The sequence below is a fragment of the Botrimarina sp. genome (assembly GCF_040219535.1).
Taxonomy (GTDB): Bacteria; Planctomycetota; Planctomycetia; order Pirellulales; family Lacipirellulaceae; genus Botrimarina.
Genome location: NZ_JAVJSH010000020.1, coordinates 262,935 through 285,263, shown reverse-complemented (window position 1 = coordinate 285,263; position 22,329 = coordinate 262,935). Strand labels below are relative to the sequence as shown.

Annotated in this window: 18 protein-coding genes and 2 tRNA genes; 13 read left to right on the top strand and 7 right to left on the bottom strand. The window is 70.6% G+C overall.

All coding sequences use genetic code 11. The features are described from left to right. Positions 1-81: 81 nt before the first annotated feature. On the bottom strand, positions 82-504 hold the full coding sequence (locus RIC11_RS11430; protein WP_350211327.1) for a hypothetical protein: 423 nt from the start codon (positions 502-504) through the stop codon (positions 82-84). Between the two features lie 140 nt (positions 505-644). Then, on the bottom strand, positions 645-2,933 hold the full coding sequence (locus RIC11_RS11425) for a hypothetical protein (protein ID WP_350211325.1): 2,289 nt from the start codon (positions 2,931-2,933) through the stop codon (positions 645-647). Between the two features lie 472 nt (positions 2,934-3,405). Between RIC11_RS11425 and RIC11_RS11420 the strand changes: the two genes are divergently transcribed. After that, complete coding sequence (locus RIC11_RS11420; protein WP_350211323.1) at positions 3,406-4,992, top strand: DUF1598 domain-containing protein; 1,587 nt, start codon at positions 3,406-3,408, stop codon at positions 4,990-4,992. Positions 4,993-5,142: 150 nt separating this feature from the next. Here RIC11_RS11420 and RIC11_RS11415 read toward each other — a convergent pair whose 3' ends face one another. The 4 genes from RIC11_RS11415 to RIC11_RS11400 all read right to left on the bottom strand — a co-directional run bounded on the left by RIC11_RS11415 (position 5,143) and on the right by RIC11_RS11400 (position 8,530). Beyond that, positions 5,143-5,340, bottom strand: coding sequence for a hypothetical protein (locus RIC11_RS11415; protein WP_350211321.1), 198 nt, complete (start codon positions 5,338-5,340; stop codon positions 5,143-5,145). 102 nt (positions 5,341-5,442) lie between these two features. Next, positions 5,443-6,840, bottom strand: a complete 1,398-nt coding sequence (locus RIC11_RS11410; RefSeq protein WP_350211319.1) for a glycerate kinase type-2 family protein — start codon at positions 6,838-6,840, stop codon at positions 5,443-5,445. A 15-nt stretch (positions 6,841-6,855) separates the two neighbouring features. Then, positions 6,856-7,323, bottom strand: a complete 468-nt coding sequence (gene rpiB, locus RIC11_RS11405) for a ribose 5-phosphate isomerase B (protein WP_350211317.1) — start codon at positions 7,321-7,323, stop codon at positions 6,856-6,858. A 70-nt stretch (positions 7,324-7,393) separates the two neighbouring features. Beyond that, a complete protein-coding gene (locus tag RIC11_RS11400) occupies positions 7,394-8,530 on the bottom strand; it encodes an L-threonylcarbamoyladenylate synthase (protein ID WP_350211315.1) in 1,137 nt (378 codons plus the stop codon). A gap of 295 nt (positions 8,531-8,825) precedes the next feature. Here RIC11_RS11400 and RIC11_RS11395 point away from each other — a divergent pair, with 295 nt between their 5' ends. The 11 genes from RIC11_RS11395 to RIC11_RS11345 all read left to right on the top strand — a co-directional run bounded on the left by RIC11_RS11395 (position 8,826) and on the right by RIC11_RS11345 (position 20,614). Continuing rightward, positions 8,826-9,809: an NHL repeat-containing protein gene (locus RIC11_RS11395; protein ID WP_350211313.1), complete on the top strand. Its 984-nt coding sequence runs from the start codon at positions 8,826-8,828 to the stop codon at positions 9,807-9,809. Between the two features lie 78 nt (positions 9,810-9,887). Beyond that, positions 9,888-13,007 (top strand): VWA domain-containing protein, encoded by a 3,120-nt coding sequence (locus RIC11_RS11390; protein WP_350211311.1) that lies wholly within the window; start codon positions 9,888-9,890, stop codon positions 13,005-13,007. A gap of 134 nt (positions 13,008-13,141) precedes the next feature. Continuing rightward, complete coding sequence (locus RIC11_RS11385; RefSeq protein WP_350211309.1) at positions 13,142-14,158, top strand: AAA family ATPase; 1,017 nt, start codon at positions 13,142-13,144, stop codon at positions 14,156-14,158. A 161-nt stretch (positions 14,159-14,319) separates the two neighbouring features. Next, a complete protein-coding gene (locus RIC11_RS11380; RefSeq protein ID WP_350211308.1) occupies positions 14,320-14,556 on the top strand; it encodes an addiction module protein in 237 nt (78 codons plus the stop codon). Continuing rightward, positions 14,549-14,845 carry a type II toxin-antitoxin system RelE/ParE family toxin gene (locus RIC11_RS11375; RefSeq protein ID WP_350211306.1) on the top strand — a complete coding sequence of 99 codons (297 nt, stop codon included), beginning with the start codon at positions 14,549-14,551 and terminating at the stop codon, positions 14,843-14,845. The genes RIC11_RS11380 and RIC11_RS11375 overlap by 8 nt, the downstream gene beginning before the upstream one ends. Positions 14,846-14,918: 73 nt before the next feature. Then, positions 14,919-15,797, top strand: coding sequence for a DUF58 domain-containing protein (locus RIC11_RS11370; RefSeq protein WP_350211304.1), 879 nt, complete (start codon positions 14,919-14,921; stop codon positions 15,795-15,797). 21 nt (positions 15,798-15,818) lie between these two features. Beyond that, positions 15,819-17,921, top strand: a complete 2,103-nt coding sequence (locus RIC11_RS11365) for a VWA domain-containing protein (protein WP_350211301.1) — start codon at positions 15,819-15,821, stop codon at positions 17,919-17,921. Positions 17,922-18,049: 128 nt separating this feature from the next. After that, on the top strand, positions 18,050-19,414 hold the full coding sequence (locus RIC11_RS11360) for a Gfo/Idh/MocA family protein (RefSeq protein WP_350211298.1): 1,365 nt from the start codon (positions 18,050-18,052) through the stop codon (positions 19,412-19,414). 71 nt (positions 19,415-19,485) lie between these two features. Further along, positions 19,486-19,567 (top strand) — tRNA-Leu (locus tag RIC11_RS11355). A gap of 45 nt (positions 19,568-19,612) precedes the next feature. Then, a complete protein-coding gene (locus tag RIC11_RS11350) occupies positions 19,613-20,122 on the top strand; it encodes a hypothetical protein (RefSeq protein WP_350211296.1) in 510 nt (169 codons plus the stop codon). Between the two features lie 87 nt (positions 20,123-20,209). Beyond that, positions 20,210-20,614, top strand: coding sequence for a hypothetical protein (locus RIC11_RS11345; protein WP_350211294.1), 405 nt, complete (start codon positions 20,210-20,212; stop codon positions 20,612-20,614). Positions 20,615-21,108: 494 nt separating this feature from the next. Here RIC11_RS11345 and RIC11_RS11340 read toward each other — a convergent pair whose 3' ends face one another. Then, a complete protein-coding gene (locus RIC11_RS11340) occupies positions 21,109-22,077 on the bottom strand; it encodes an aldose 1-epimerase (RefSeq protein WP_350211292.1) in 969 nt (322 codons plus the stop codon). A gap of 161 nt (positions 22,078-22,238) precedes the next feature. Here RIC11_RS11340 and RIC11_RS11335 point away from each other — a divergent pair. Next, a tRNA-Val gene (locus RIC11_RS11335) sits at positions 22,239-22,312 on the top strand. Positions 22,313-22,329: the final 17 nt, after the last annotated feature.

The window sequence follows — 22,329 nt, the reverse complement described above, 5'->3', positions numbered from 1 at the left end:
GGGCTGTCGGCCCAACGCAAGCATTCCCGTGGCGAAACCGTGGGTTTTATGCCCAGCCACGGCCGCTCTAAACCGAAGCTGTCAACCGATGCTGTCCACCGATACCGTCAGCCGCCATCGGTCGCCCACGCCGGCAGAGAGCACCGCTTCGCCGGCGATCCGGCTCGGCTCGCTCAGACGCAGGCGTACTTGGGCTTCGCCCTCGTGCAGCCACTCAACGCGGCCGCCCGCGACGCGCTCGACCGTGCCTCGCCCGCCCGACACGGGCCCCTCGTAGTCGAGGTACGCGGCCCGGTGATCGGCGAGCGCGGTCGCGGCGACTTCGCGTGCGCCGGCCGGCGCACGCCCCAGTGCTATCGCCCAAGGCTGCGGCAGTTCGAGGAGCGACCACGCGGCGAGCCGGTGCTCGCCGTCGGCGCCCGGCCGCTCGACGAGCAGGTCGTAGTGCGGCCCGTCGCGGTAACCAGGCGGGCACTCGTGCCAGAGAAGGGCGTAGCGGAGCATGGGGGTTGTTGGCTATCAGCTATCAGCTATCAACTATCGGCTATCGGCTATCGGCTATCGGCCCAAAGAGCGACGGCGACGCCGTCGTCTGCCTAGCTGACAGCCGATAGCCGACAGCCAACAGCCAACAGCCACCCCTGTTACCTCCCCCGGATCGTAACGGTCGTTTCCGCGCGGTTCACCTCGCCGGTCGCGCCGGTGCGCATCTCGAGCTGGATCAGGACCTGTCCCTGATCGGTCGGCGTGTAGGGGATCGCCACCCGGTAGCTCTGCCCCGCGCCGAGCACCTCGATCGGCGAGAATTCGATGGCGTTCTGGTTCCGCTGGAACCCTAGCGGCGAACCGGCCTGGGTCAGTTGCGGTTCGATCTGCGGCGGGAACAGCACGCGGAACTGCACGTTCTCGATCGGCTCGTCGGTCGTGTTGGTGATGGTCGCGTCGAGCGTCGACGAGCGGCCCACCTGCGCGGGGTTCGCCAGCGAGCTGAGCGACCCCTCGAGCGACGCCTGCGGCGCGGCGGGCGGCGGGGCATCGGGGGCGGGTCGGATTTCGACGCCGACGGTGCGCTGGGCCTTCTCTTGCTCGTCGATCAGCGCGTAGGTGGTGATGACCGCGTCGCGGGTCGCCGACTCGCAAAGATACTCGACCGTGAAGCTCAGCCGGCCGCCGGCCTCGATCCGTTCCCCCTGCCACACCAGCCCGTTGGGCAGTTCCGCCCAGCCGTCGGTCGCCTGCTCGGGGGTGAGCTCGGGGCTGTTGAGGATCTCGACGCGCACGTTCTCGGCCGCGACCGCCGCGTCGTTGTAGACCGTCGCCAGGTAGGTGAGCGTTTGGCCCACGTCGCGCACGGCGTCGAGGTCGGCTTCGATCCGCAGCTCCGGCGCCGGCGCGGGGGCCGGCGGGGCGACTTCGACGCACAGGCGCTCGAACGCCTCGGCGCCGGTGGCCGCCGTCGCGGTGACGCTCAGGCACTGCCGGCCGGGCGTGACCGCTTCGAAGACCGCGTCGACCGCGATCGACTCGCCCGGCCCCAGGTCACGGAGGTCGTCGCGCTCCAAGCGGTAGCGGCCCATCGTGTCGTTCGCGTTCAGCAAGCCGCGGTCGTAGTCGATCACCAGGCCGATGTCCTCGGCCGGCGCATCGCCGGTGTTGCGAAGCGTGATCAGCACCGGGACTGAGTCGTTCGGCGCGACCCGGCCGGTGGACTCGCGGCTAACGCTCACCTCGAGCCGCGGACCGGCCCCGGCCACCGGCGGCAAAATCGGGTCCGCCGGCTGGCTCGGCGGCGGCTCGAACGGCGCGGGGGGCTGTGGCGCGGGCGCCGACGGTTGGGCGGGAGTGGTCGGCGTGTCGATCGGTCCAATAACAGCCGCCGGCGACCAAGTCACGATCGCTTCGCCCGCACCGACCACCAACTCGGGGCTCGGCATCGGCGCCGACTGTGCCGGTCGCACGACGGTCACACGCACCTGGGCCGTGCCGGGGCGGTCGTCGGTCGGCGTGACCTGGATGGTCGCTCGGCCCGACGCGTCGGTCGGCACGCTCGCGGACTGGCCGCCGCCGTAGCCGAGCTGGGCCGTGGCGTCGCCGCCGGCGACCTCGTAGCGAACGAGCCAGCCAGCGATCGGGGCGTTGTCGCTCTGACGCGTCACGAAGGTCGTTAGGGTCGCGGCCTGGCCGGGCTGCAGCGCCTGAGGGGGCGGGAACCGCCACTGCGCGTCGACCCAGTAGACCGTCGCGGTCGCGCGGCGGGCGTCCCAGTTGTCGGTCTCCGGCGCGGCGGCGGTCACGTAGCTGACCCCTTCGCTGGCGCTGGTCACGGTGATCCAGGCCTCGCCGCGTTCGACCTGCACGTCGTCGGTGGGGTCGGGCGTGCCGCGGCGCAGGCACACGTCGAACGGCGCCGTGTAGCCGACCGCGTACGCGTTGTCGCGCTTGTCGGGCCGCTGCCACGGCAGGCGGAGGATGTCCAGCTCGCCCTGCTCACCCACACGCACGAACTGGCCGGCGCCCTCTTGGCCGAGCATCCACTCGACCCGGCGGTTGGTGCGCAGGAAGCCGTCGCGGTTGCACACGCCCGCCTTGAGCACGACCTCGCTGCCGATCGGCGCGAGGACACGCTCGGGCGTGATCGAGAGGGTCTCTTCGGCCGGCTTCGCCGCGACCGCCTGCTGCGGAGAGGGCTGCACGAACGTCGGCACGCCGGCGACCGACCCCACGGGCGGGGCCGTCGCGGGGGGCAGGGGGCTGACCGTCTGGCCCGAGAAAACGGGCGGCGCGTCGACGTTGCCGAGCGACGGCAGGCCCGCCGGAGCGGCCGCGGGCGCCGCCGGCTCGGGCCAAACCAAGATCCGCCGGCCCGACGGGTCGATCCTCGGCAGCCCGGCGCAGCCGCTCACGAGCACCGCCGCCGCAACGGCGAGGCGCACGAGTCGGTCGGCGTTTCGGCCGGGATGGCTCACGTTCGGTCGGGTACCCCGCAGTGGCGGCCCGCGGGGCGGCGCAACGGCGCGCGCAGCCCCTCGGGCGGAAAAACCGGGAAAACGTACCCCGCCCCCCGCGGCGTGCTGCGAAACAGCAACGGATGCGTTGACTTTTCACCACGCTCGGCTGCGGGTTGCGCCGGTCGGAGCGAATACGCCAAAGAACCGCCGCGCGAGCGAGCCGCAATCGCCGCAACCCGGTGCGGTTTCTTGCCTTGCCCAGATTGCCCGATTAGGCTGCAAGGCGAGGTCTCGGCCGCCCAATCCGGCCCGCGGACGCACGTGCGCCGCGGCCCGGCGGACGGAGCCCCGGCGGACGGAGCCCCTCCGCCCTCCCCCCCCAAAAACAACACCGCGTTTGTTGCGTCGCCTGCCAAGAGCAACGGCGACGCGGTCTTACGGCGTTTGAGGACGCACTATGCGACGTACTTTGGCCTGGTCCCGCACCGCGATCCGTGGGCTCTTAGCTCTGTCGATCGCCGCCACGTTAGCGCTTCCCGCCGCCGCGCAGTTCGGCGGCGGCGGTGGCGGTCTGGGCGGCGGCGGTGGCGGTCTGGGCGGCGGCGGTGGTGGCCTGGGCGGTGGCGGCGGCGGCCTGGGCGGCGGCGGCGGCCTGGGCGGCGGCGGCGGCGGCCTGGGCGGCGGCGGCGGCCTGGGCGGTGGCGGTGGCGGCCTCGGCGGCGGTGGCGGGGGCCTCGGCGGCGGTGGCGGCGGTGGCGTCGGGTCGGGCGTGGTGGTCGACGCCGACGGCGTAATGCGTAGCACCACGGTCGCCGACCCCACCGGGCAGCTCGCCCAGCAACGCGTACGCGAGTCGCTCAATCGCCTCGAGGGCGACCTCACTAAGCCCAGCGAACTCCGGAAGGTCTCGCTGACGCGGCTCGAGGACGCCGTGCGCGAGCGCCTGGCGGCCGGCGAGCAGCCGACCGACGTGATGCAAAACCTGGCCGGGCTGACGCGGATCGACTACGTGTTCTGCTACCCGGAAACCAAAGAGATCGTTATCGCCGGCCCGGCCGAGCCGTGGGCCGTGCACCCGTCGGGCCGCACGCTGGGGATCCAGACCGCTTCGCCGGTTGTCGAGCTGCAAGACCTGATCGTCGCGATGCGGGCCTTCGCCCCGGAGAGCGACCCCGACGCGGCGCCGCTGGTCTACTGCTCGATCGACCCGACCCAAGAGGGCCTGGCGCGGATGCAGCAGTTCCTGACGCGGTTCGGCCGCGCGGCGACCAAGGCCGACACGCAGTTCATCGTCAACAAGCTGCGCGAGAGCCTCGGCCTGCAAGTCATCACCATCGGCGGCGTGCCGGCCGACACCCACTTCGCGCAGGTGCTGGTCGAAGCCGACTACCGCATGAAGCTCATCGGCATCGGCCTCGAGAACCCGATCGCGCCGATCAAGAGCTACGTGGCGCGGACCAACCCGGCCGCTGTCAGCCGCAACGCGCTGCAGCGGTGGTACTTCGTGCCCGACTACGAGCGCATCAAGGCCAGCGAAGACGGCTTGGCGATGGAGCTCGTCGGCGAGGGGGTCAAGCTGGTCGGCGAGGACGAGGTCGTGTCGTCCGACGGCACACGCGCCCAACTCGGCCGCACCAACCGCGCCAGCCGCGGCTTCACCGAGAACTTCACCAAGGAGTTCCCGACCCTCGCCAGCGTGAACCCCGTCTACGCGCAGCTCCGCAACTGCATCGACCTGCTCGTCGCGGCCGCGTACATGCGGGACCGCGGCTTCTACGACCAGACCGAGTGGTCGATTCCGGTCTTCGGCGACGAGGCCCGGTACCCGGTGAGCACCTACAACGCGCCGCAGAGCGTCGCGTCGGCGGTCAACAGCATCTGGAAGGGCTCCACGCTGATGACCCCCATCGGCGGCGGCGTGCAGATCCGCCCGACCGAGGCGCTCGCTACCGAGAACGTCGCGACCGACGAAGACGGCAAGCTCACCGCCCAGCGCGACGCGATCATCGCCGGGGCCGAGGCCGACCGCTGGTGGTGGGACTGACCCCCGGCCGCTGGCCGCCCGCGGAGCGATCTCCCGGACGAGCTCACGCAGAAACAAAGAGGGCGTGGGGATGGCCCCCACGCCCTCTTCTTTTTGTTGCTTGTCCCGTCGCGCGCCGGGCGTTCCGGCGCGCGGCCACCGGGCGAGGCCCTAGGGGGCGATCGTCGCCGGCGCGGGGAAGGCCCGTGGCATGCCGGCGTCTTCCGGGCCGTTCTGGCGCCCGGGTCCGCACAGGGGGCACTCGTAGTAGACCATCTCGCGGGTGCGGCCGTCGATTTGGTCGACGTGCGTCTTGTAGAAGGTGGGAGCTACCTCGCCCCCACATCCTTTGCAGGTGAGGGTTTTCACGGTCTCTGTTCGCCTGACTCGAAGTAGGGTGCAGAAAAGTGTTGGGGCCGCCGCTTGGGCGCCCAAGAACCCTCTTTGCAACGGTCGTGCCGCAACGCGCGTTTACGCGGTTGTTCGCGGCATTCCGCGATCGACCGTGACCACGCGGAGGTCGCAGACATTCGTGTGCGTGGGGCCGGTGCGGAGCAAAGCGTCGGCCGAATCGAAGAGTGGGTACGCGTCGTTGCGGCGGAGCGCGTCGCTCAGGTCGGCGCCGGCGAGCCGGCGGGCCACCTCCGCGTCGACCACCGCGCCGGCCGCGTCGGTCGGCCCGTCCTCGCCGTCGGTGCCCCCCGAGACCAGCGCGATGGATTCGCAGCCACCCAGCTCCTCTAGCGCGGCCAGCGCCAGTTGCTGGTTGCGCCCCCCGCGACCGCGGACCTCGGGCGGGGCGAGCTCGACGGTCGGTTCGCCGCCGGTGATCAAGCAATCGGGCTCCGCTTGCCTGTTCGCCTCGCGCATGCGCAGCGCCATCGCGGCCAACGATCGGCCGACCTCTTCGGCGGCGCCCTCGGACGCACCGGCGCAGTGCATCGCGTGGGAGTAGCCGAGCCGCTCGGCCTCGACGCCCGCCGCGTCGACCGCCGTGGCGTTGTTCGCCAGCACCAGCGTGTCGGAGCGGGTCCGCACCGCGACGCGCGACCGTGCGCCGGGCCGTTCGGCGGACCGCAGCGCGGCGACGACCGCCGCGAGGTCCGACTCGCTGGTGAGCCCCAGACCGTCGAGCACCTCCAGCGCGTCCCGCGGCGTGGTGCGCGGCGCCACCGTCGGTCCGCTGGCGATCAGGTCCAGCGGATCGCCGAGCACGTCGGAGAGGACGAGCGTCACCAGCCGCCCGGCGTTGCACGCCCTCAGCAGCCCGCCCCCTTTGAAACGGCTGAGGTGTTGGCGGACCGTGTTGAGTTGGCCGATGTCGGCGCCCGCGGCCGCGAGCCGCTTGGCGACCGCGACCTTGTCGGCAAGCGTGACCCCCTCGCTCGGCGCGGGCAACAGCGCCGACCCACCACCCGAAAGCAGGCACACGACGACGTCGTCCGGACCGGCCGCGGCTGCTAGCTCGAGCATCCGCTGGGCCGCCCGAGCTCCCTCGGGACGGGGCTCGTTCACGCCGGGCGGGCGCCCCGCGACGAGCTCGATACGCTCGGTCGACGCGTCGACACAGTCGGCCGGCACGCTCAGCAGGCCGGTCAGCCGCTCGGCGCCGAGGCCCAGCGGCGCGAAGGCCGCTTCGATGCCCCGCGCCATGCCCGCGCCGGCCTTGCCACCACCGACCACCAGCAGCCTGCCGAGCCGGGTGAGGTCGATCTCGACCGAGTCGCCGCGGGTGGTCTGGATCGCGAGGCTGCGCGGAGCGTCGACCCGGATCGCCTCGGCGAGCAGCCGCTCGGGGGCGACCGCGGCGACCCCCGCGCGCCAGATGCACAGCGCGTCGTCGCGGAGCGATCGTTCCCCTCGCGCCATCGGTGTGTGGCCCGCTCAGTGGGCGGGCTCGCTCCCGCCGCAGTTCGTGTTCTCGAGCGACGTGATCTTGTCGATCCGCCGAGCGTGCCGGCCCCCCTCGAACTCGGTCTGCGACCAGACCTCGAGCATCCGCTCCGCGACCCGGGCGCTGAGCAGGTCGGCCGAAAGGCACAGCACGTTGAGGTCGTTGTGCCGGCGGCTGATCTCGGCGGTGACCTCGTCGTTGCACGGCGCGGCGCGCACGCCGGAGAACTTGTTGGCGGCGATCGCCATGCCGATGCCGGTGCCGCAGATCAGCACGCCGCGATCGACGTCGCCGCAGCTAACCTTGCCCGCCACCACCGAAGCGAAGTCGGGGTAGTCGACGCTGTCGGCGCCGTCGGCGCCGTTGTCGATGACCTCGTGCCCCAGGCTCTCGAGCTTGGCGATCACGGTGCGTCGGAGTTCTACGCCACGGTGGTCGCTGGCGACGGCGATTCGCATCGGATCGTTCGGGTGATAGGCGTGAGGAGTCCCGCCGCGGGGCGCCGGCGGCTGGGGTGGGCGGGCAGGATCAATTGGCGCCGAGTTCCGCGACGACGCGTCCCGCGAGGCGTTCGACCAACGCGTCGATCTGCTCCGCGCACCGGCGGTACACGTCGATCGGGCCCCCGATCGGATCAGCGATCGGCCCGCCTGAGGGGTCTAGTAGCTTGACACGACCGGCAGCCTCCGGCCAGAGGCTCACGACCGACTCCACGTGGGACGGCGTCATCGCCACGAGCAGGTCCGCGTGGCGGACCAGGTGCTCGCTCAGCTGCTGCGACGCGTGGGCCGCCAGCGAGAGCCCCTGCTCCTTCATCAATTCTACCGCCTCGGGGCTCGCCGGGCTCCCCGGGCCGGCGGCGATCCCCGCCGACGCGACCATCACGCCGCGGGCCTCCAGCTCGTCGTCGGCCACCCGCAACCGCTGGGCCAACCGGCGCCGCATCAGCACCTCCGCCATCGGGCTGCGGCACGTGTTGCCCGTGCAGATGAACACCACGATATACCGGCTCAGCCGCTCGAGTGTTGGCCTGCCGACGACCCCCTCGCGCAGCACTTCGAGGCCTTCGGAGGTCACCCGCACGACCGACGACGGCTGGCCGTACCGCGAGGGGCCGTCGTCGAGCACCAGGTCGAGCGAGTCGCCCAGCGCCTCGACGCACTGCGCCGCGGTCGTCGCGTCGGGCCGCCCGGCCCGGTTCGCGCTGGTCAACACGACCGGCCCGGCGAGCATCCTCAGGATCGCCTGCACCAGCTCGTTGGCGGGCGAGCGGAGGCCGATCGTCCCCTCCGGGCAGACGCGGCGGAGCGTCGACTCGGGGAGCCGCCCCACCAGGCCCTCGTCGCGGTTCGCGTCGACCACCAGCGTGACCGGCCCCGGCCAGCACCGCCGCGCCAGCCGACGCGCCATCGGGTTCCAGCCCGGCGCGTAGTCTTCGGCGTCGTCGGCGCTCTTCACCGCCAACGCGAACGGCGTCCGGTCGCCGCGCCCCTTCGCCTCGGCCAGGCGGGAGACCGCGTCCGGATGCGTTGCGCTCGCCGCCGCGCCGTAGACGGTCTCGGTCGGCAGGCCTACCAGCTTCCCCTCGGCCAGCGCCTGAACCGCTCGGTGCACCACGTCGCGCACGTCGTCCGCCCTCGCGACATCGATCACAGTGGCGGGCATGGCGCGGGGGGCTGGGAGACGCGGGGGGCGACGCAAACCGAAGCCAGCAGTCTACTTGCTTCAAAAATCAGGGGTCAACCGACAGCGCTCGACCGTGACCCGCGCACCGCGAAACAATCCGCAGCCGCACAGCGACGCCCCCCCTGGCTCTGCTCCGCGGCGCGGCCCGTGCGCGGCGGCCCCGCGCCGCTGCTTGCCTCGGCTGTCGTTAGGTGGGACGATGCGAGCACACGGAACACCCGCGGGGGCCCGCTTCGCCCGCCGCGCCGGAAGTTGGCCCCGCTCTCCGCGACGCATGCCCAACCGCCCAAGCGCCGCCCCCGACCCGCTTTTCGATCGCCGGAGCTTCGTCGCGGGGGCCGCCTCGGCGGTGGTGTTGAGCTGTTTCGGGTGCGACTCGGGGGCCGACGCGTCGCTGTCGTCGTTCGGCCGGCTCGAGGCGGTCTGGGGCACGCACGGCATCGTCGGCGGCCGGATGCACAAGCCCAGGGCGATGGCGATCGACCCCAGCGACCGGCTCTACCTGGTCGACTTCACCGCACGGATCCTTGCCTACGAGGCCGACGGCGAGTTCCTCCACGGCTGGCAGACGCCCGAGAGCCACAACGGCCGGCCGACCGGCCTCACGTTCGACCCGGTCGACAACGAGTTGCTGGTCGCCGACACGCACTACTACCGGGTGCTCGCCTACACGCCCGACGGGCGGCTCAAGCCCGAGCACACGATCGGCGGCGTGAACGGCCGGGGCGAGGGGGAGTTCGGGTTCGTCACCGACGTGGCGCGCGACTCTTCCGGCTGTTACTACGTGTCGGAGTACGGCGACAACGACCGCATCCAGAAGTTCTCTCCCGAGCGAGAGTACCTGCTCCAGTGGGGCTCGCACGGTTCGGGCGAGCTGCAGTTCAAGCGGCCGAACAACCTGATGATCGATCCCGACGACCGCGTGTGGGTGTGCGACGCGTGCAACCACCGCGTCAAGGTGTTCGACTCCAGCGGCGAGCTGCTCTTCGCGTGGGGAACCGAGGGGTCGGGCCCCGGCGAGCTGTACTACCCCTACGACATCGTCCGCGACCACGAGGGCGACCTCTACATCGCCGAGTTCGGCAACCACCGCGTGCAGAAGTTCACCCCCGACGGCCAGCCGCTCGGCGTGTGGGGGTCGCAAGGCTCCGGCGACGGCCAGCTCTGGGACCCGTGGGCGTTGGTGCTCGACTCCGAAGGGCGGCTCCACGTGCTGGACACCCGCAACCACCGCGTGCAGAGAGTGGAGGTCAGTTAGCTGAGAGAGGTTACCGGCGCCACCACCCGCGGCTGACACCGCGGGCTCGCCATACGTCCCCGTCCCCCGTCCGGCCCGTTGTTCTCCCACTCGCTCGCCTTCGACAGCCCGTGGTGGCTCGCCCTCTTGATGGGCCTGCCGCTGCTATGGGCGCTCAGCTACCGGGGCCTGTCGGGGCTGGGCCGGTACCGGCGGGTGATGGCGCTGGTGCTGCGGTCGGTCGTTTACACGCTGATCGTGTTCGCGCTCGCCGACGCGCACTACCGGAAGGAGACCGACCGGCTCACCGTCCTCTACCTGCTCGACCAGTCGCTCAGCGTCCCCGAGGCCCAGCGCGAGGCGATGGTCTCGCTCGTCAACGACCTGATCCGCGAGCACCGCCGCGACGACAAGGGGGACCGCGCGGGCGTGATCGTGTTCGGCGGCGACGCCGAGGTCGAGCTGCCGCCGGTCGACTTCAACTACGAGATGACGCGCATCGAGTCGCTCGTCGACCGCCAAGCCACGAACCTCGAAGCGGCCATGAGCCGCGCGATGGCCCTTTTCCCGCCCGACTCCGCGCGGCGCGTGGTCCTCGTGACCGACGGCAACGAGACCTCCGGCGACGCGCTCCGCCAGGCCCGCGCGATGGCCGCCGCCGGCGTGAGCGTCGACGTGCTTCCGCTGCCGCTGGCCGCGCGCAGCGAGACCGCCGTCGACAAGGTCGCCCTGCCGTCCGACGTGCGGCTCGACCAGCCGTTCGAGGTCCGCATCGTCATCGACCACGAGACCGAGTCCGACACCGGGACCGAGGGCACGCTCCGCATCGTGCGCAAGACCGGCGACGTCGAGCGGGTCATCTCCGAGCAATCGGTCACGCTCAAGCCCGGCCCCAACGTGCGCACGTTCACCGACAAGCTCGACCGCGCCGACTTCTACACTTACGAGGCCCGCTTCATCCCGGCCGACCCGACAGACGACGCGTCGGCCCAGAACAACGTCGCCTCGGCGTTCACCCACGTGCGCGGCAAGGGCCAGGTCCTCTTGATCGAGGACTGGGAGCACCCCGGCGAGTACGACCGCGTGGTCGACGCGCTCCGCAGCGACGGCCTCGCCGTGACGGTCCGCGCGAGCAACCAGCTGTTCGCGTCGCTCGCCGAGCTCCAGCGTTACGACTCGGTCGTGCTCGCCAACACACCCCGCACCAGCGGCTTCGGGTCCGACGGCGGCGGCACGGTCACCACCGATTCGCTGTCCGGCTTCTCCGACGCCCAGGTCGAGATGCTCGTCCGCAACACCGAGGAGCTCGGCTGCGGGCTGGCGATGCTCGGCGGCGACCGCTCCTTCGGGGCCGGCGGCTGGAACGGGACCGAGCTCGAGAAGGCGATGCCCGTCGACTTCGAGATCAAGGCCGCCAAGGTCACGCCCGTCGGCGCGCTCGCGATGGTCATGCACGCCAGCGAGATCCCCCAGGGCAACTACTGGATGAAGCGGATCGCCGTCGAAGCGATCGACACCCTCGGGCCCCGCGACTACGCCGGCGTGATCACCTACCGCATCGGCGGCGAGCAGTGGCTGTGGGGCCAGGCGGCCGGCGGCATGATCCCGGTCGGCCCCGCGCGGGGGCCGATGAAGGCCCGCGTCGACACGATGCAAGAGATGGACATGCCCGACTTCGACCCGGGCATGAAGATGGCCGCCGCCGCGTTCGCGGGCCTCACGAACCCCGCGCCCGCCATCAAGCACATGATCATCATCTCCGACGGCGACCCCTCGCCGCCCAGCGCGGCCACGATCAACGCGTTCAAGCAGCAGCAGGTCAAGATCACCACCGTGGCGGTCGGCGCCCACGGCCCGCCCGGCCACCGCACCATGCAGAACATCGCCAACCAGACCGGCGGCAAGTACTACGTGGTCCGCAACCCCAACGCGTTGCCGAAGATCTACCAGCGCGAGGCGCGCCGCGTGAGCCGGCCGCTGGTCAAGGAGTTCGAGCCCCCGCTCGCGCCGGCCCAGATGATCAACCACGAGATCGTACGCGGCGTGGGGCCCCAATTCCCGCCGACCTCGGGCTTCGTGATGACCACCGTGAAAGACAGCTCGCTGGTCGAGGTCGTCCTCCGCTCCCCCGAGCCCCCCGACCCGGAGAGCTCGACCATCCTCGCCGCGTGGACCTACGGCCTCGGCAAGGCGGTCGCCTTCACGACCGACGCCGGCGCGCGCTGGAGCGAGGCCTGGACCGGCTGGAGCGACTACGACCGCTTCTTCTCGCAGATGATCCGCTGGTCGATGCGCCCCACCGGCGACACCGGCAACTTCACCGTCGCGACCGACGTGGTCGACGGCAAGGCGCGGGTCGTCATCGACGCGCTCGACAAGAACGACGAGTTCCTCGACCTGCCCGCCATCGGCGGCGCCGCCGTGCGCCCCGACCTGCAGTCGACCGCCCTGGACTTCCGCCAGGTCGCCCCGGGACGCTACGTGGCGGAGATCGAGGCCGACGACCCCGGCAGCTACATGATCGTCGTCAGCCCCGGCGCGGGGCAGGGCGTGCTGCGGACCGGCGTCAACGTCGGCTACAGCGACGAGTTCCGCGACCGCGAAACCAACCTGCCCCTGCTCAGCTCGATCGCCGAACTCGAAGCCGAGGGGGGCGGCGCCGGCGTCGACGTGGCCGAGGCCACCGGCGCCGAGCTCGTCGACCCCGACGCGGCCCGCTCGATCGCCGCGTCCGACGCGTACGACCCGTACCGCCGCGACCTGCCGCCGGCCATCGCCAGCCAGCCGATCTGGCCGCTGATGGTGCTGATCGCCAGCGTCGTCTTCGTGGCCGACGTGTTCGTCCGCCGCGTGCAGCTGGGCTTCGGCTGGCTGGCCGTGCTCTGGGGCCGCGTGAAACGCCGCCTCACCGGCGCCGACGCGCCCGAGACCCGGCCCGAAACAATGGCCCGCCTCCGCAGCCGCAAGGCCGAGGTCCGCCAGAGCACCACCGCGGCCGGCGCGACCCGCTTCGAGGCGCCCGAAGAGAGCCCCCCGCAGGGCGACGCGTCGCCGCTCGACGAGCTGCGTCGCCCGGCCGCGAGCGGCAAGAAGAAGCCCTCGCCGAGCGGCAAAGAGCAACTCGCCTCGGAGGAGAAACCCCAAGAAGAGGGCTACACCTCGCGCCTGCTAAAAGCCAAACGCGACGCCCTCGGCGACAAGAAGAACGACGATCAGTAGGAACCACAAAGGCACGAAGGACACGAAGGACACGAAGCTGACGACGGACGAAAAGTAAGCTCGATGAGAATTCCTTCGTGCTCTTTGTGCCTTTGTGGTTCGTTTAGTGACCCCGCAAGCCAATCATCTGAACCATGAGCCTTGAACAGAACATCGAAGAACGCGCGGCCAAGTTCGCCCAGCGGTACAAGGCCGTTTACGACGAGCTCGGCAAGGTCATCGTCGGCCACGGCGACATCCTGCACGGCGTGCTGACCTGCCTGTTCGCCGGCGGGCACACGCTGCTGGAGGGCGTGCCGGGGCTCGGCAAGACGCTGCTCGTGAAGACCCTCAGCGAGGCGCTCGACCTCAACTTCAACCGCATCCAGTTCACGCCCGACCTCATGCCGGCCGACATCCTCGGCACGAACATGATCGTCGAGGACCCGGAGGGGCGGCGGCGGTTCGAGTTCCAACGCGGGCCGATCTTCACCCAGATCTGCCTGGCGGACGAGATCAACCGGGCCACACCGAAGACCCAGTCGGCGCTGCTCGAGGCGATGCAAGAGAAGCGCGTCTCCGCGGCCGGAACCACGTTCGACCTGGAGCGGCCGTTCTTCGTGATGGCCACCCAGAACCCGATCGAGCAAGAGGGCACCTACCCGCTCCCGGAGGCCCAGCTCGACCGGTTCTTCTTCAAGCTGGTCGTCGGCTACTCCAACCGCAAGGACCTCAACGAGATCCTCCACCGCACCACGACCGGCGCCGTGTTCACGCCGGCCAAGGTCATGCACGGCGCGGAGATCCGCGAGCACCAGCAACTCGTGCGCGAGGTGATCCTCGCTCCCCACGTGCAGGACTACATCGCCCGCTTGGTGCTCGCCACCCACCCCGAGGGCGAGTACGCGGCCCCGGCCACGAACCAGCACCTCCGCTGGGGCGCGAGCCCCCGCGGCGCGCAGACGATCGCCCTGGCGGCCAAGGTCCGGGCCCTGCTCGGCGGCCGCTACAACGTCAGCTTCGACGACATCCGCCGCGTGTACCTCCCCGCGATGCGCCACCGAGTGATCCTCAACTTCGAAGCCGAAGCCGAGAACATCGCCCCAGACACGGTGCTGGTCGACATCCTCAAAGCGGTCCCGGAGAAGGCCGACGACCAAAAAGCCGCGTAAGCGATCCCGGCGAGCCCCCGACGTAAGTCGGGGGTGTGACCAACCAGGCGGGCCAAGCTTCGGAGGGGAGCTAAGGGCATGAATAGAGGTGAGGGCGACGGAGCTCTCGCTCCACGTGGCTGGCTAAAATACGAACGGGCCCGATTTCTTGGGAGATGACGATGGACGCAACCCCCGACGCTCTATTCGATGCGGCGATGAAGCTCCCGGCGTTGGAGCGCGAAGAACTCGCTGCCAGGCTCATGGGCAGCGTTGACCAAGAGCGCGGCGAGCCGCCCCTCGACCCCGCCTGGGACGAGGAGATCGCTCGGCGTGTGGAGGAGATCCGAGCCGGCAACGTGAAAGGAGTCCCCTCGGAGGATGTCTTCAGGCGTATGCGGGCGATCGGGGATGCTTAAGATCGAGTTTCATCCGGAAGCCGAAGTTGAGTTCGAAGCGGCGTACCGGTGGTACACAAAACGCTCACGATCCGCGGCTGATCGCTTCCTTGAAGGGGTTGAAATCGCCACCAAACAGGTCTGTCAGCTCCCTGAGCAATGGCCAACGTACCTGCACGGCACTCGCTACTTCAGAGTGACGCGTTACCCGTACGCCGTTGTCTATCTACGCCTGCCCGACCGCATCTTCGCTGTCGCCGTCGCGCACCTGAAACGGCGTCCGGGATATTGGAAGAACCGCCTCGACTAGCGTCGTCGCCTAGTGCACCGATGAATCCCCATCCCCATCTATTCCCCCTTCCCCTCCCAAAAGCCCGCCAGCCGTGCCCACCGCCCAGCACCTCCTCCCGCCGGACCTCGCCCGCCAGCTCGAGCGCCTCGAGTTGGTCACGCGCAAGGTGTTCCGTGGGCGGATGAAGGGGGAACGCCGCAGCGCGAAGAAGGGGCAGAGCGTCGAGTTCGCCGACTACCGCAACTACGTGGCCGGCGACGACCTGCGGTCGCTCGACTGGAACCTCTACGCGCGGCTCGACAAGCTGATCGTCAAGCTGTTCCTCGAAGAAGAGGACCTCCACTTCTACACGCTCATCGACGCGAGCCCCTCGATGGCCTTCGGCGAGCCGACCAAGCTCGAGTACGCGAAGCAGCTCGCCGCCGCGCTCGGCTTTATTGGCCTCATCCGTGCGGACCGCGTGCGGGTCGAGACCCTCGGCGGCGAGCGGTCCCCCGCGATACGCGGCCGCCGGAGCGTGCCGCGGCTGCTCGAGTTCCTCGAAGGGATCGAGCCGGCCGAATCCGCCAGCCTCGAGGAGGGCGTGCGGAAGTTCTGCTTGCGGAACCCGGGGCGGGGCGTGGTCGTGCTGATCAGCGACCTGATGGACAAGCGCGGCTACGAGTCGGCCATGCGGTACCTGGTGGCCCAGCGGGTCGACGTGTTCGTCATGCACGTGCTCAGCCCCGCGGAGATCGACCCCGACGTGGTCGGCGACCTGCGCCTGGTCGACTGCGAGGACGCCGACGAGGCCGAGATCACCGTCAGCGCGCCGCTCATCAACCGCTACAAAGAGACGCTCGCCGCGTTCACCGCCGGCGCGTCGGAGTACTGCAGCCGCCGTGGAATGAACTACCTGCTCACCAGCACCGAGCGGCCCGTCGAGGAGCTGATGACCACGTGGCTACGCAAACGGGGTCTGGTGCGATGACGAGCCTTTATCGAATGAGCGATGTCTGAGCTCTTCCGCAACACGCTCTCCCCCGCCCAGTGGGCGCTGCTCGCGGCCGTGCCGCCGGCGATCTTTGCGCTGTACTTCTTGAAGCTGAAGCGCACGCCGGTCGAGGTGCCCAGCACTTACTTGTGGAAGAAGTCGATCGAGGACCTGCGGGTCAACAGCCTGTGGCAGCGTCTGCGGCAGAGCCTGCTGTTGTTCTTGCAGTTGCTGCTGGTCGCGTTGGCGATCCTCGCGCTGCTGCGGCCCGGCTGGCAAGGGACCGACCTAACCGGGTCGAGGCTGATCTTCCTGGTCGACAACTCGGCCAGCATGTCGACCACCGACGCCGACGCCGACCCCTACAAGACCGACGGCGACCGCCCCCGGTTGGACGTCGCCAAAGAGAAGGTCGCCGGCCTGATCGACCAGATGGAGCGCGGGATGACCGCGATGATCATCTCGTACGCGGGCCAGCCGCGTGTGGTGCAGCAGTTCACCGACAACACCCGGTTGCTCCGCGAGCGGCTCTCCACGATCGAGCCGACGATCGGCCCCACCGACCTGGGCGGAGCGCTGGAGCTCGCCGAGGGGCTCGCCAACCCGGCCAGGGTGAGCGTCGCCGAAGGGGCGCCAGACGTCGAGGTCGTCCCGCCCGAGCCGGCCACGGTCTTCATCCTCAGCGACGGCCGCTTCAGCGACGTCGAAGACTTCGCGCTCGGGAACCTTGAACCGGTCTACGTGCCGCTCGGCTCTCCCTCGACCGCCAACCTGGCGATCACCGCGCTAGAGACCCGCCGCAGCGAGTCGGTCGCGGGCCGGCTCCAAGCGTTCGTGCAAGCGGCCAACTACGGCGCCGAGCCGATCGACGCGGTCGTCGAGCTCCGCCGCGCCGGCGCGGTCGTCGACGCGCAGCGGTTGACCCTGCCGGCCGGCGAAGCGGCGGGCGTGACCCTGCCCGTCGGCGACGCGGCCGCCGCCCCCGGCGAGGGCGTGCTCGAGGCGCGGCTGACCGCCGACACGCTGTCGGCCGCGGGCGACCGACTGGCCGTCGACAACGTCGGCTGGGCCGCGATCAACGACCCGTCCGACAGCCGCGTGCTGCTGGTGACCGCCGGCAACCCGGCGATCGAGCAGGCGCTCGCCACGAGCCGCATCGAGCGCCTCGGCGCGGTCGAGACCGAGCCGCCCGGGTTCCTCGATTCCGACGAGTACCGCGCGGCCGCGGCGGCCGCCGTGTACGACCTGGTGATCTACGACCGCTGCGCGCCGGAGTCCTCTCCGCGGTCGCACGCGGTCTACGTGGGCCAGCTCCCGCCGGGCGACGCCTGGCGCGGCGGGCCCGACGCCGAGGCCGACGCCAGCGACGCGTCCGACACGATCAACGTGCCGATCGTGATCGATTGGAACCGCTCGCACCCGCTGCTGGCGAACATCGAGCTGGGCAACTTCGACATCGTCCAGTCGCTGCGGCTCGACCCGCCGCAGAACGCCGCGACCCTGATCGATGCGGCCGAGGGCCCGATCGCCGCGGTCGCCGCGCGCGACGGCTACGAGGACACCGTGCTGGGCTTCCCGATCCTGGTCGAGGTCGGCGGCGCGCTGCAGCGCAACACCGATTGGATTAACCGCCACAGCTTCCCCACCTTCTGGCTCAACGTGCTGGAGTACTGCGTCGCGCGGCAGTCGGTCGGCTCGCGGTCGCTGCGGCCCGGCGAGGCGGTCGAGCTGCGGCCCGCTTCGCCCGCCACCGAAGAAATCGTCGTGGTGAGCCCCTCCGGACGCGAGGAGCGGCTCCGCCGCCGCGGCGAGCGGCCCTTCGTTTACCAGGGCGCCGGCGAGGCCGGCGTGTACCGCGTCATCGAGCAAGGCCGCGAGGTGCGCCGGTTCGCCGTGAACTTGTTCGACCCGGCCGAGAGCGACGTGCGCCTCCGCACGGAAGAAGACCCCGAGGACGCCCAGCGCGCCCGAGTGGCCGACATCCAGATCGGCAACATCCGGGTGGCCTCCTCCGCCGGCGCCGCGCCGGCCCGGGAGGAGCTGTGGCGGTGGCTGCTGCTGGCGGCTCTGGGCGTGCTGGTGCTGGAGTGGTGGGTCTACCACCGGCGGGTGTACGTGTGAACCGTGCCGCGGCGTTGATCGGCGGGGCTCGGCGGGCTACGCTGTAGGCTCGGCCCGAAGCGGCCTCTCTTTAGGACAAATCTCTCCGCCCCCCCCGCCCTCGCTTGCCGACTACGGAGCGCCCTTTTATGTCGCAGCCCAATCAAGCCGCCGGCCAGTCGAATCGCCGCCAGTTCCTGACCGCCGCCGCCGCGACCGCCGCGACCGCCGCCGCCGCGCCGCGGGCCTTCGCGGCCCACCCGGGGGGCAGCGGGCGGCTGAAGGTTGGGCTGGTTGGCTGCGGCGGTCGCGGCAAGGGCGCCGTCCGCGACGCGCTCAACGCCGGCGACGACGCCGTGTTGGTCGCCGTGGCCGACGCGTTCGAAGACAACATGACCTCCGCGCACCAGCAGCTCTCCGAGGAGTTCGGCGACCGCATCCAGGTCCCCGAGGACCAACGCTTCGCCGGGTTCGACGCGTACAAGCAGGTCATCGCGACCGACTGCGACATCGTCATCCTCGCCACCCCGCCGGGGTTCCGGCCGCAGCACTTCCGCGAGGCGGTCGACGCGGGCAAGCACGTGTTCGCCGAGAAGCCCGTGGCGGTCGACGCGCCGGGCATTCGCTCGTTCATGGAGACCGCGCGCGACGCGAAGGACCGCGGGCTGGCGGTCGGCATCGGCCTGCAGCGGCGGCACGACGCCGCGTACATCGACACCGTCAACCGCATCTGGGACGGCGCCCTCGGCGACGAGGTCCTCTACACGCGCGTGTACTGGAACAACGCCGGCGTGTGGACCCGTCCGCGGCGCCCCGAGCAGACCGAGATGGAGTACCAGATGCGCAACTGGTACTATTTCACGTGGCTGTGCGGCGACCACATCTGCGAGCAGCACATCCACAACCTCGACGTCAGCAACTGGATCAAGCAGGCCCACCCGGTAAGCGCCAACGGCATGGGCGGACGCGAGGTCCGCACCGGCAAGGACCACGGCCAAATCTTCGACCACCACTGCGTCGAGTTCACCTACGCCGACGGCACGACCATGATGAGCCAGTGCCGCCACCAGCCGAACACCTGGAGCCAGGTCTCCGAGTTCGCCCACGGCGCCAAGGGGCACTGCAGCGTGAGCGGCCACAAGTTCTACGACCGCACCGGGAAGCCGACCGACCGCGTCCGCGCCAAGGGCGAGAACCCGTACGTGCAGGAGCACATCGACCTGCAGAAGAGCATCCGCGACGGCAAGCCCCTCGCCGAGGGCGAGAACGGCGCCATCGCGACCATGACCGCCATCCTCGGACGCATGGCCACCTACAGCGGTCAGGTCGTCGAGTGGGACCAGGCGATCCAGTCCGACGTGTCGCTCGCGCCGCAGCGCTACGCGTTCGACGCCGACCCGCCGGTCCTGCCGAACCAGAGCGGCCGCTACCCGGTCCCGACCCCCGGCGGCGACACCGCGTGGAGCCGCACCCCGTCGGGCGAGAAAGTCGTCGGCGCCGCCACGGCGACCTGATCCGACGCCTCACCGCGTGGTATGATTGACGACTCGGCCGCCCCCGCCCCCTCCGGCGCGGGCGGCCACCCGGGGACGTGGCGGAACTGGCAGACGCGCTGGATTTAGGTTCCAGTTCCTTCGGGAGTGCAGGTTCGATTCCTGTCGTCCCCACTCGCACCTTCGATCTCGGCGCCAACGAAAGCGACGCTTCCCACCATGATCAACCGCCGTCGGCCCGCCGGCGCGGTCCCGCCGATGACCCGATCGCAGACCCCCTCTCCCAAAGCGTGTGCCGCTCGCCCCCGCGTGCGCGCCGGCGCGGCGCGTCGTGGGCTGCCGCTGACCCTGTTAGCGGTGCTGTGCCTCGCCGCCGCCACGGCGACCGCCGAGGCCCACAGCGAGCACATGCGCGGCTTCTACGACCTCTACACGAAGGGGCCCGACGCCGACAAAGACTTCCGCAAGCTCGCGCGGAAGGCCAAATGCAATATCTGCCACCAGGGCAAAAAAGAACGGACCAATTACAACCGGTACGGCGAGGAGCTGACGCTCCACCTCACCGAAGAGGACCGCAAAGACGAGGACAAGATCCTCGCGGCGCTAAAGACCATCGCCGACACCAGGTCCGACCCGAGCGACCCGGCCGCCCCCACCTTCGGCGAGTTGATCGCCCGCGGCGAGTTGCCGGGCGGCCCGCTCGAAGAGTCGCAGCGCGAGCCCGAGTAGGGCCGCGGCCGCTCGCCAACACGAACCAGCTACGCCCCACGGGGAGCTCACGCCCCCACAGTCCGACGAACCCCTTGGACCCGACCCATGCTTCGAAGCCTACTCGCCCTCGCCGCCGTGGCGGGCGTCGCCGCGACGGCGGATGCGTTTCCGCAGTTCCAAAAGCAGTTCTTGATCGTCTACGCCGGGGAAGACTCCAACCCGGACTTCGCGGTCGTGGTCAAGGACGCCAAGTGCTTCGTCTGCCACCAGGGCAAGAAGAAGACTAACCGCAACCCCTACGGCGAAGCGCTCCACGAGTACATCGGGAAGAAGGACCGCAAGGACGACGCCAAGATCCAAGACGCGCTCGCCAAGGTCGCCGAGCAGTCGTCCAACCCCGATGACCCGGCCGCCCCGAAGTTCGGCGACCTGATCGCCGAGGGCAAGCTCCCCGGCGGCGACCTGGAGCAAGCCCAGCAAGAGCCCGAAGACCTCGAAGAGGAAGAGTGAGCCGCCGCCGCGCGGCCACCGACGAGCAACTCCCGCCCCGGGTCGCACGACCCGGGGCTTTTTTTGCTCCGTCCGGGTTCTCCTTGGGTGTCCCTCGGCTCGGGCTCGACAAGAGGGGGCCGCCCCACCCGTTTCCGCCGTCGCGTCGATCCCATCGGAGGGCGAGGACCGACGCGACGGCGAAAACGGGAGGGGCTCACTAAACTGTGTTCCAGGTGTGATTCCGATCGGTCCCGCTCGAGCCCCGTCGTCGTCGCCCTCGCGTCGGCCGTCACCCCTGGGCCGCGGTCGATGCGAGGGCGATGGCGTCGGGGCGACCCCCGCTCGTTGTTGTCCGAGCGGAGGTCCGAACCCGCACTTGTCCGAGTTGACCCACGGAGAACCCGGAAGGACTCTTCTCCTGCCTTCCCGCAGCTCTCCGCCCGATGCGGTCCAGCAGCCTAGCGGCGCGATCCGTGCACCGGCTCGCCGCCGCGCGGAGGCCGCGGCGGCCCTCACACCTTCGGCGTGCAGGTCGCTTCGAGGATCAGCCGCGTGGAGTAGGCCTCGCCCGGCTGCAGCACCCGGAGCCCCGTCGCCACGCCGGCCGCTTCCATCGCGAACGGGTTCGGCAGGCACGTGTAGGGCTCGAGGCAGATCGCTTCGCGGTGGCCCGGCGTGTAGACCACGCAGCACCGCATCGACTCGTCGTATGTCTGTCGCAGCGTGCGGCCGGTCGAAGGATCGACCAACTCGGTCGCCCCCTCCCCCTCGACCAGCCGGTACGGCGTGTCGAACCGCTGGCCGTCGAGCGGCGCGCCGGAGGGGAGCGGGTCGGTCGGCTCGACCGGCTTCAGCTCGCCGGTTGGGATCATGTCTTGCATGAGCCACTCGCCGTCGACCGGCGCGCAGACCAGCGTCGACTCCGGGTCCGCCCCGTCGGAGAGCGGCAGCCGGAAGTACGCGTGCGTGGCGAAGCCCAGCGGCATCGACTCGTCGCCGGTGTTCTCGATCCGCACGTCGAGCGTCAGGTGGCTCGCGGCGATCGAGTAGGTCGCCTCGACGCGGTAGTCGCTCGGCCACTGCCAGACGGTCTCCGGCGCGTCGAGCGTCGGCGTGAACTCGGCGGTGACCTTGTCGATGCGGCGGTCCAGCAGCCGCCACGGCGCCCGCAACGCGAAGCCGTGGATCGCCACGCCCTCGCCGTGGTTGGCCTCTAGCTCGTACCGCTTGCCGTTCCACTCGAACGACGGGCCGGCGATCCTCCCGGGGAACGGCGCGAGCAGCGGGATGCCGGAGCTCGACGGCCGCAGCTCGCCCGACTCGAACCCCGGCTCGGCCCAGAGGATCTCGTGCGGCGCCTGGGTGACCGTGTCGCCGGCGAACGGCGTGCGCCAGCTGAAGCAATTCATGCCGAGGCCGACGAGCACGTCGGCCGTGGCGCCGCTGTCGGCGGCGGTGAGGTGGACCACTTCGGCGGGCATGGTTGCGTGTCCTTCCAGAGGGGGCCGGTTCCGAGTCCTGACCTCCGAGTATGGACGCAGCCCGCGCCCGGCAGCAGCCCCCGCGGCCCCGCGGATTGACGCGGCCCCCCGATGCCCTACCCTGGCAGAGCCGGCGAGCCGCGGCAGCGGCGCGCCGCCGGGGGCGATTAGCTCAGTTGGCTAGAGCGCCTCGTTTACACCGAGGATGTCGGGGGTTCGAGTCCCTCATCGCCCACTGATCTCTTGCGGGAG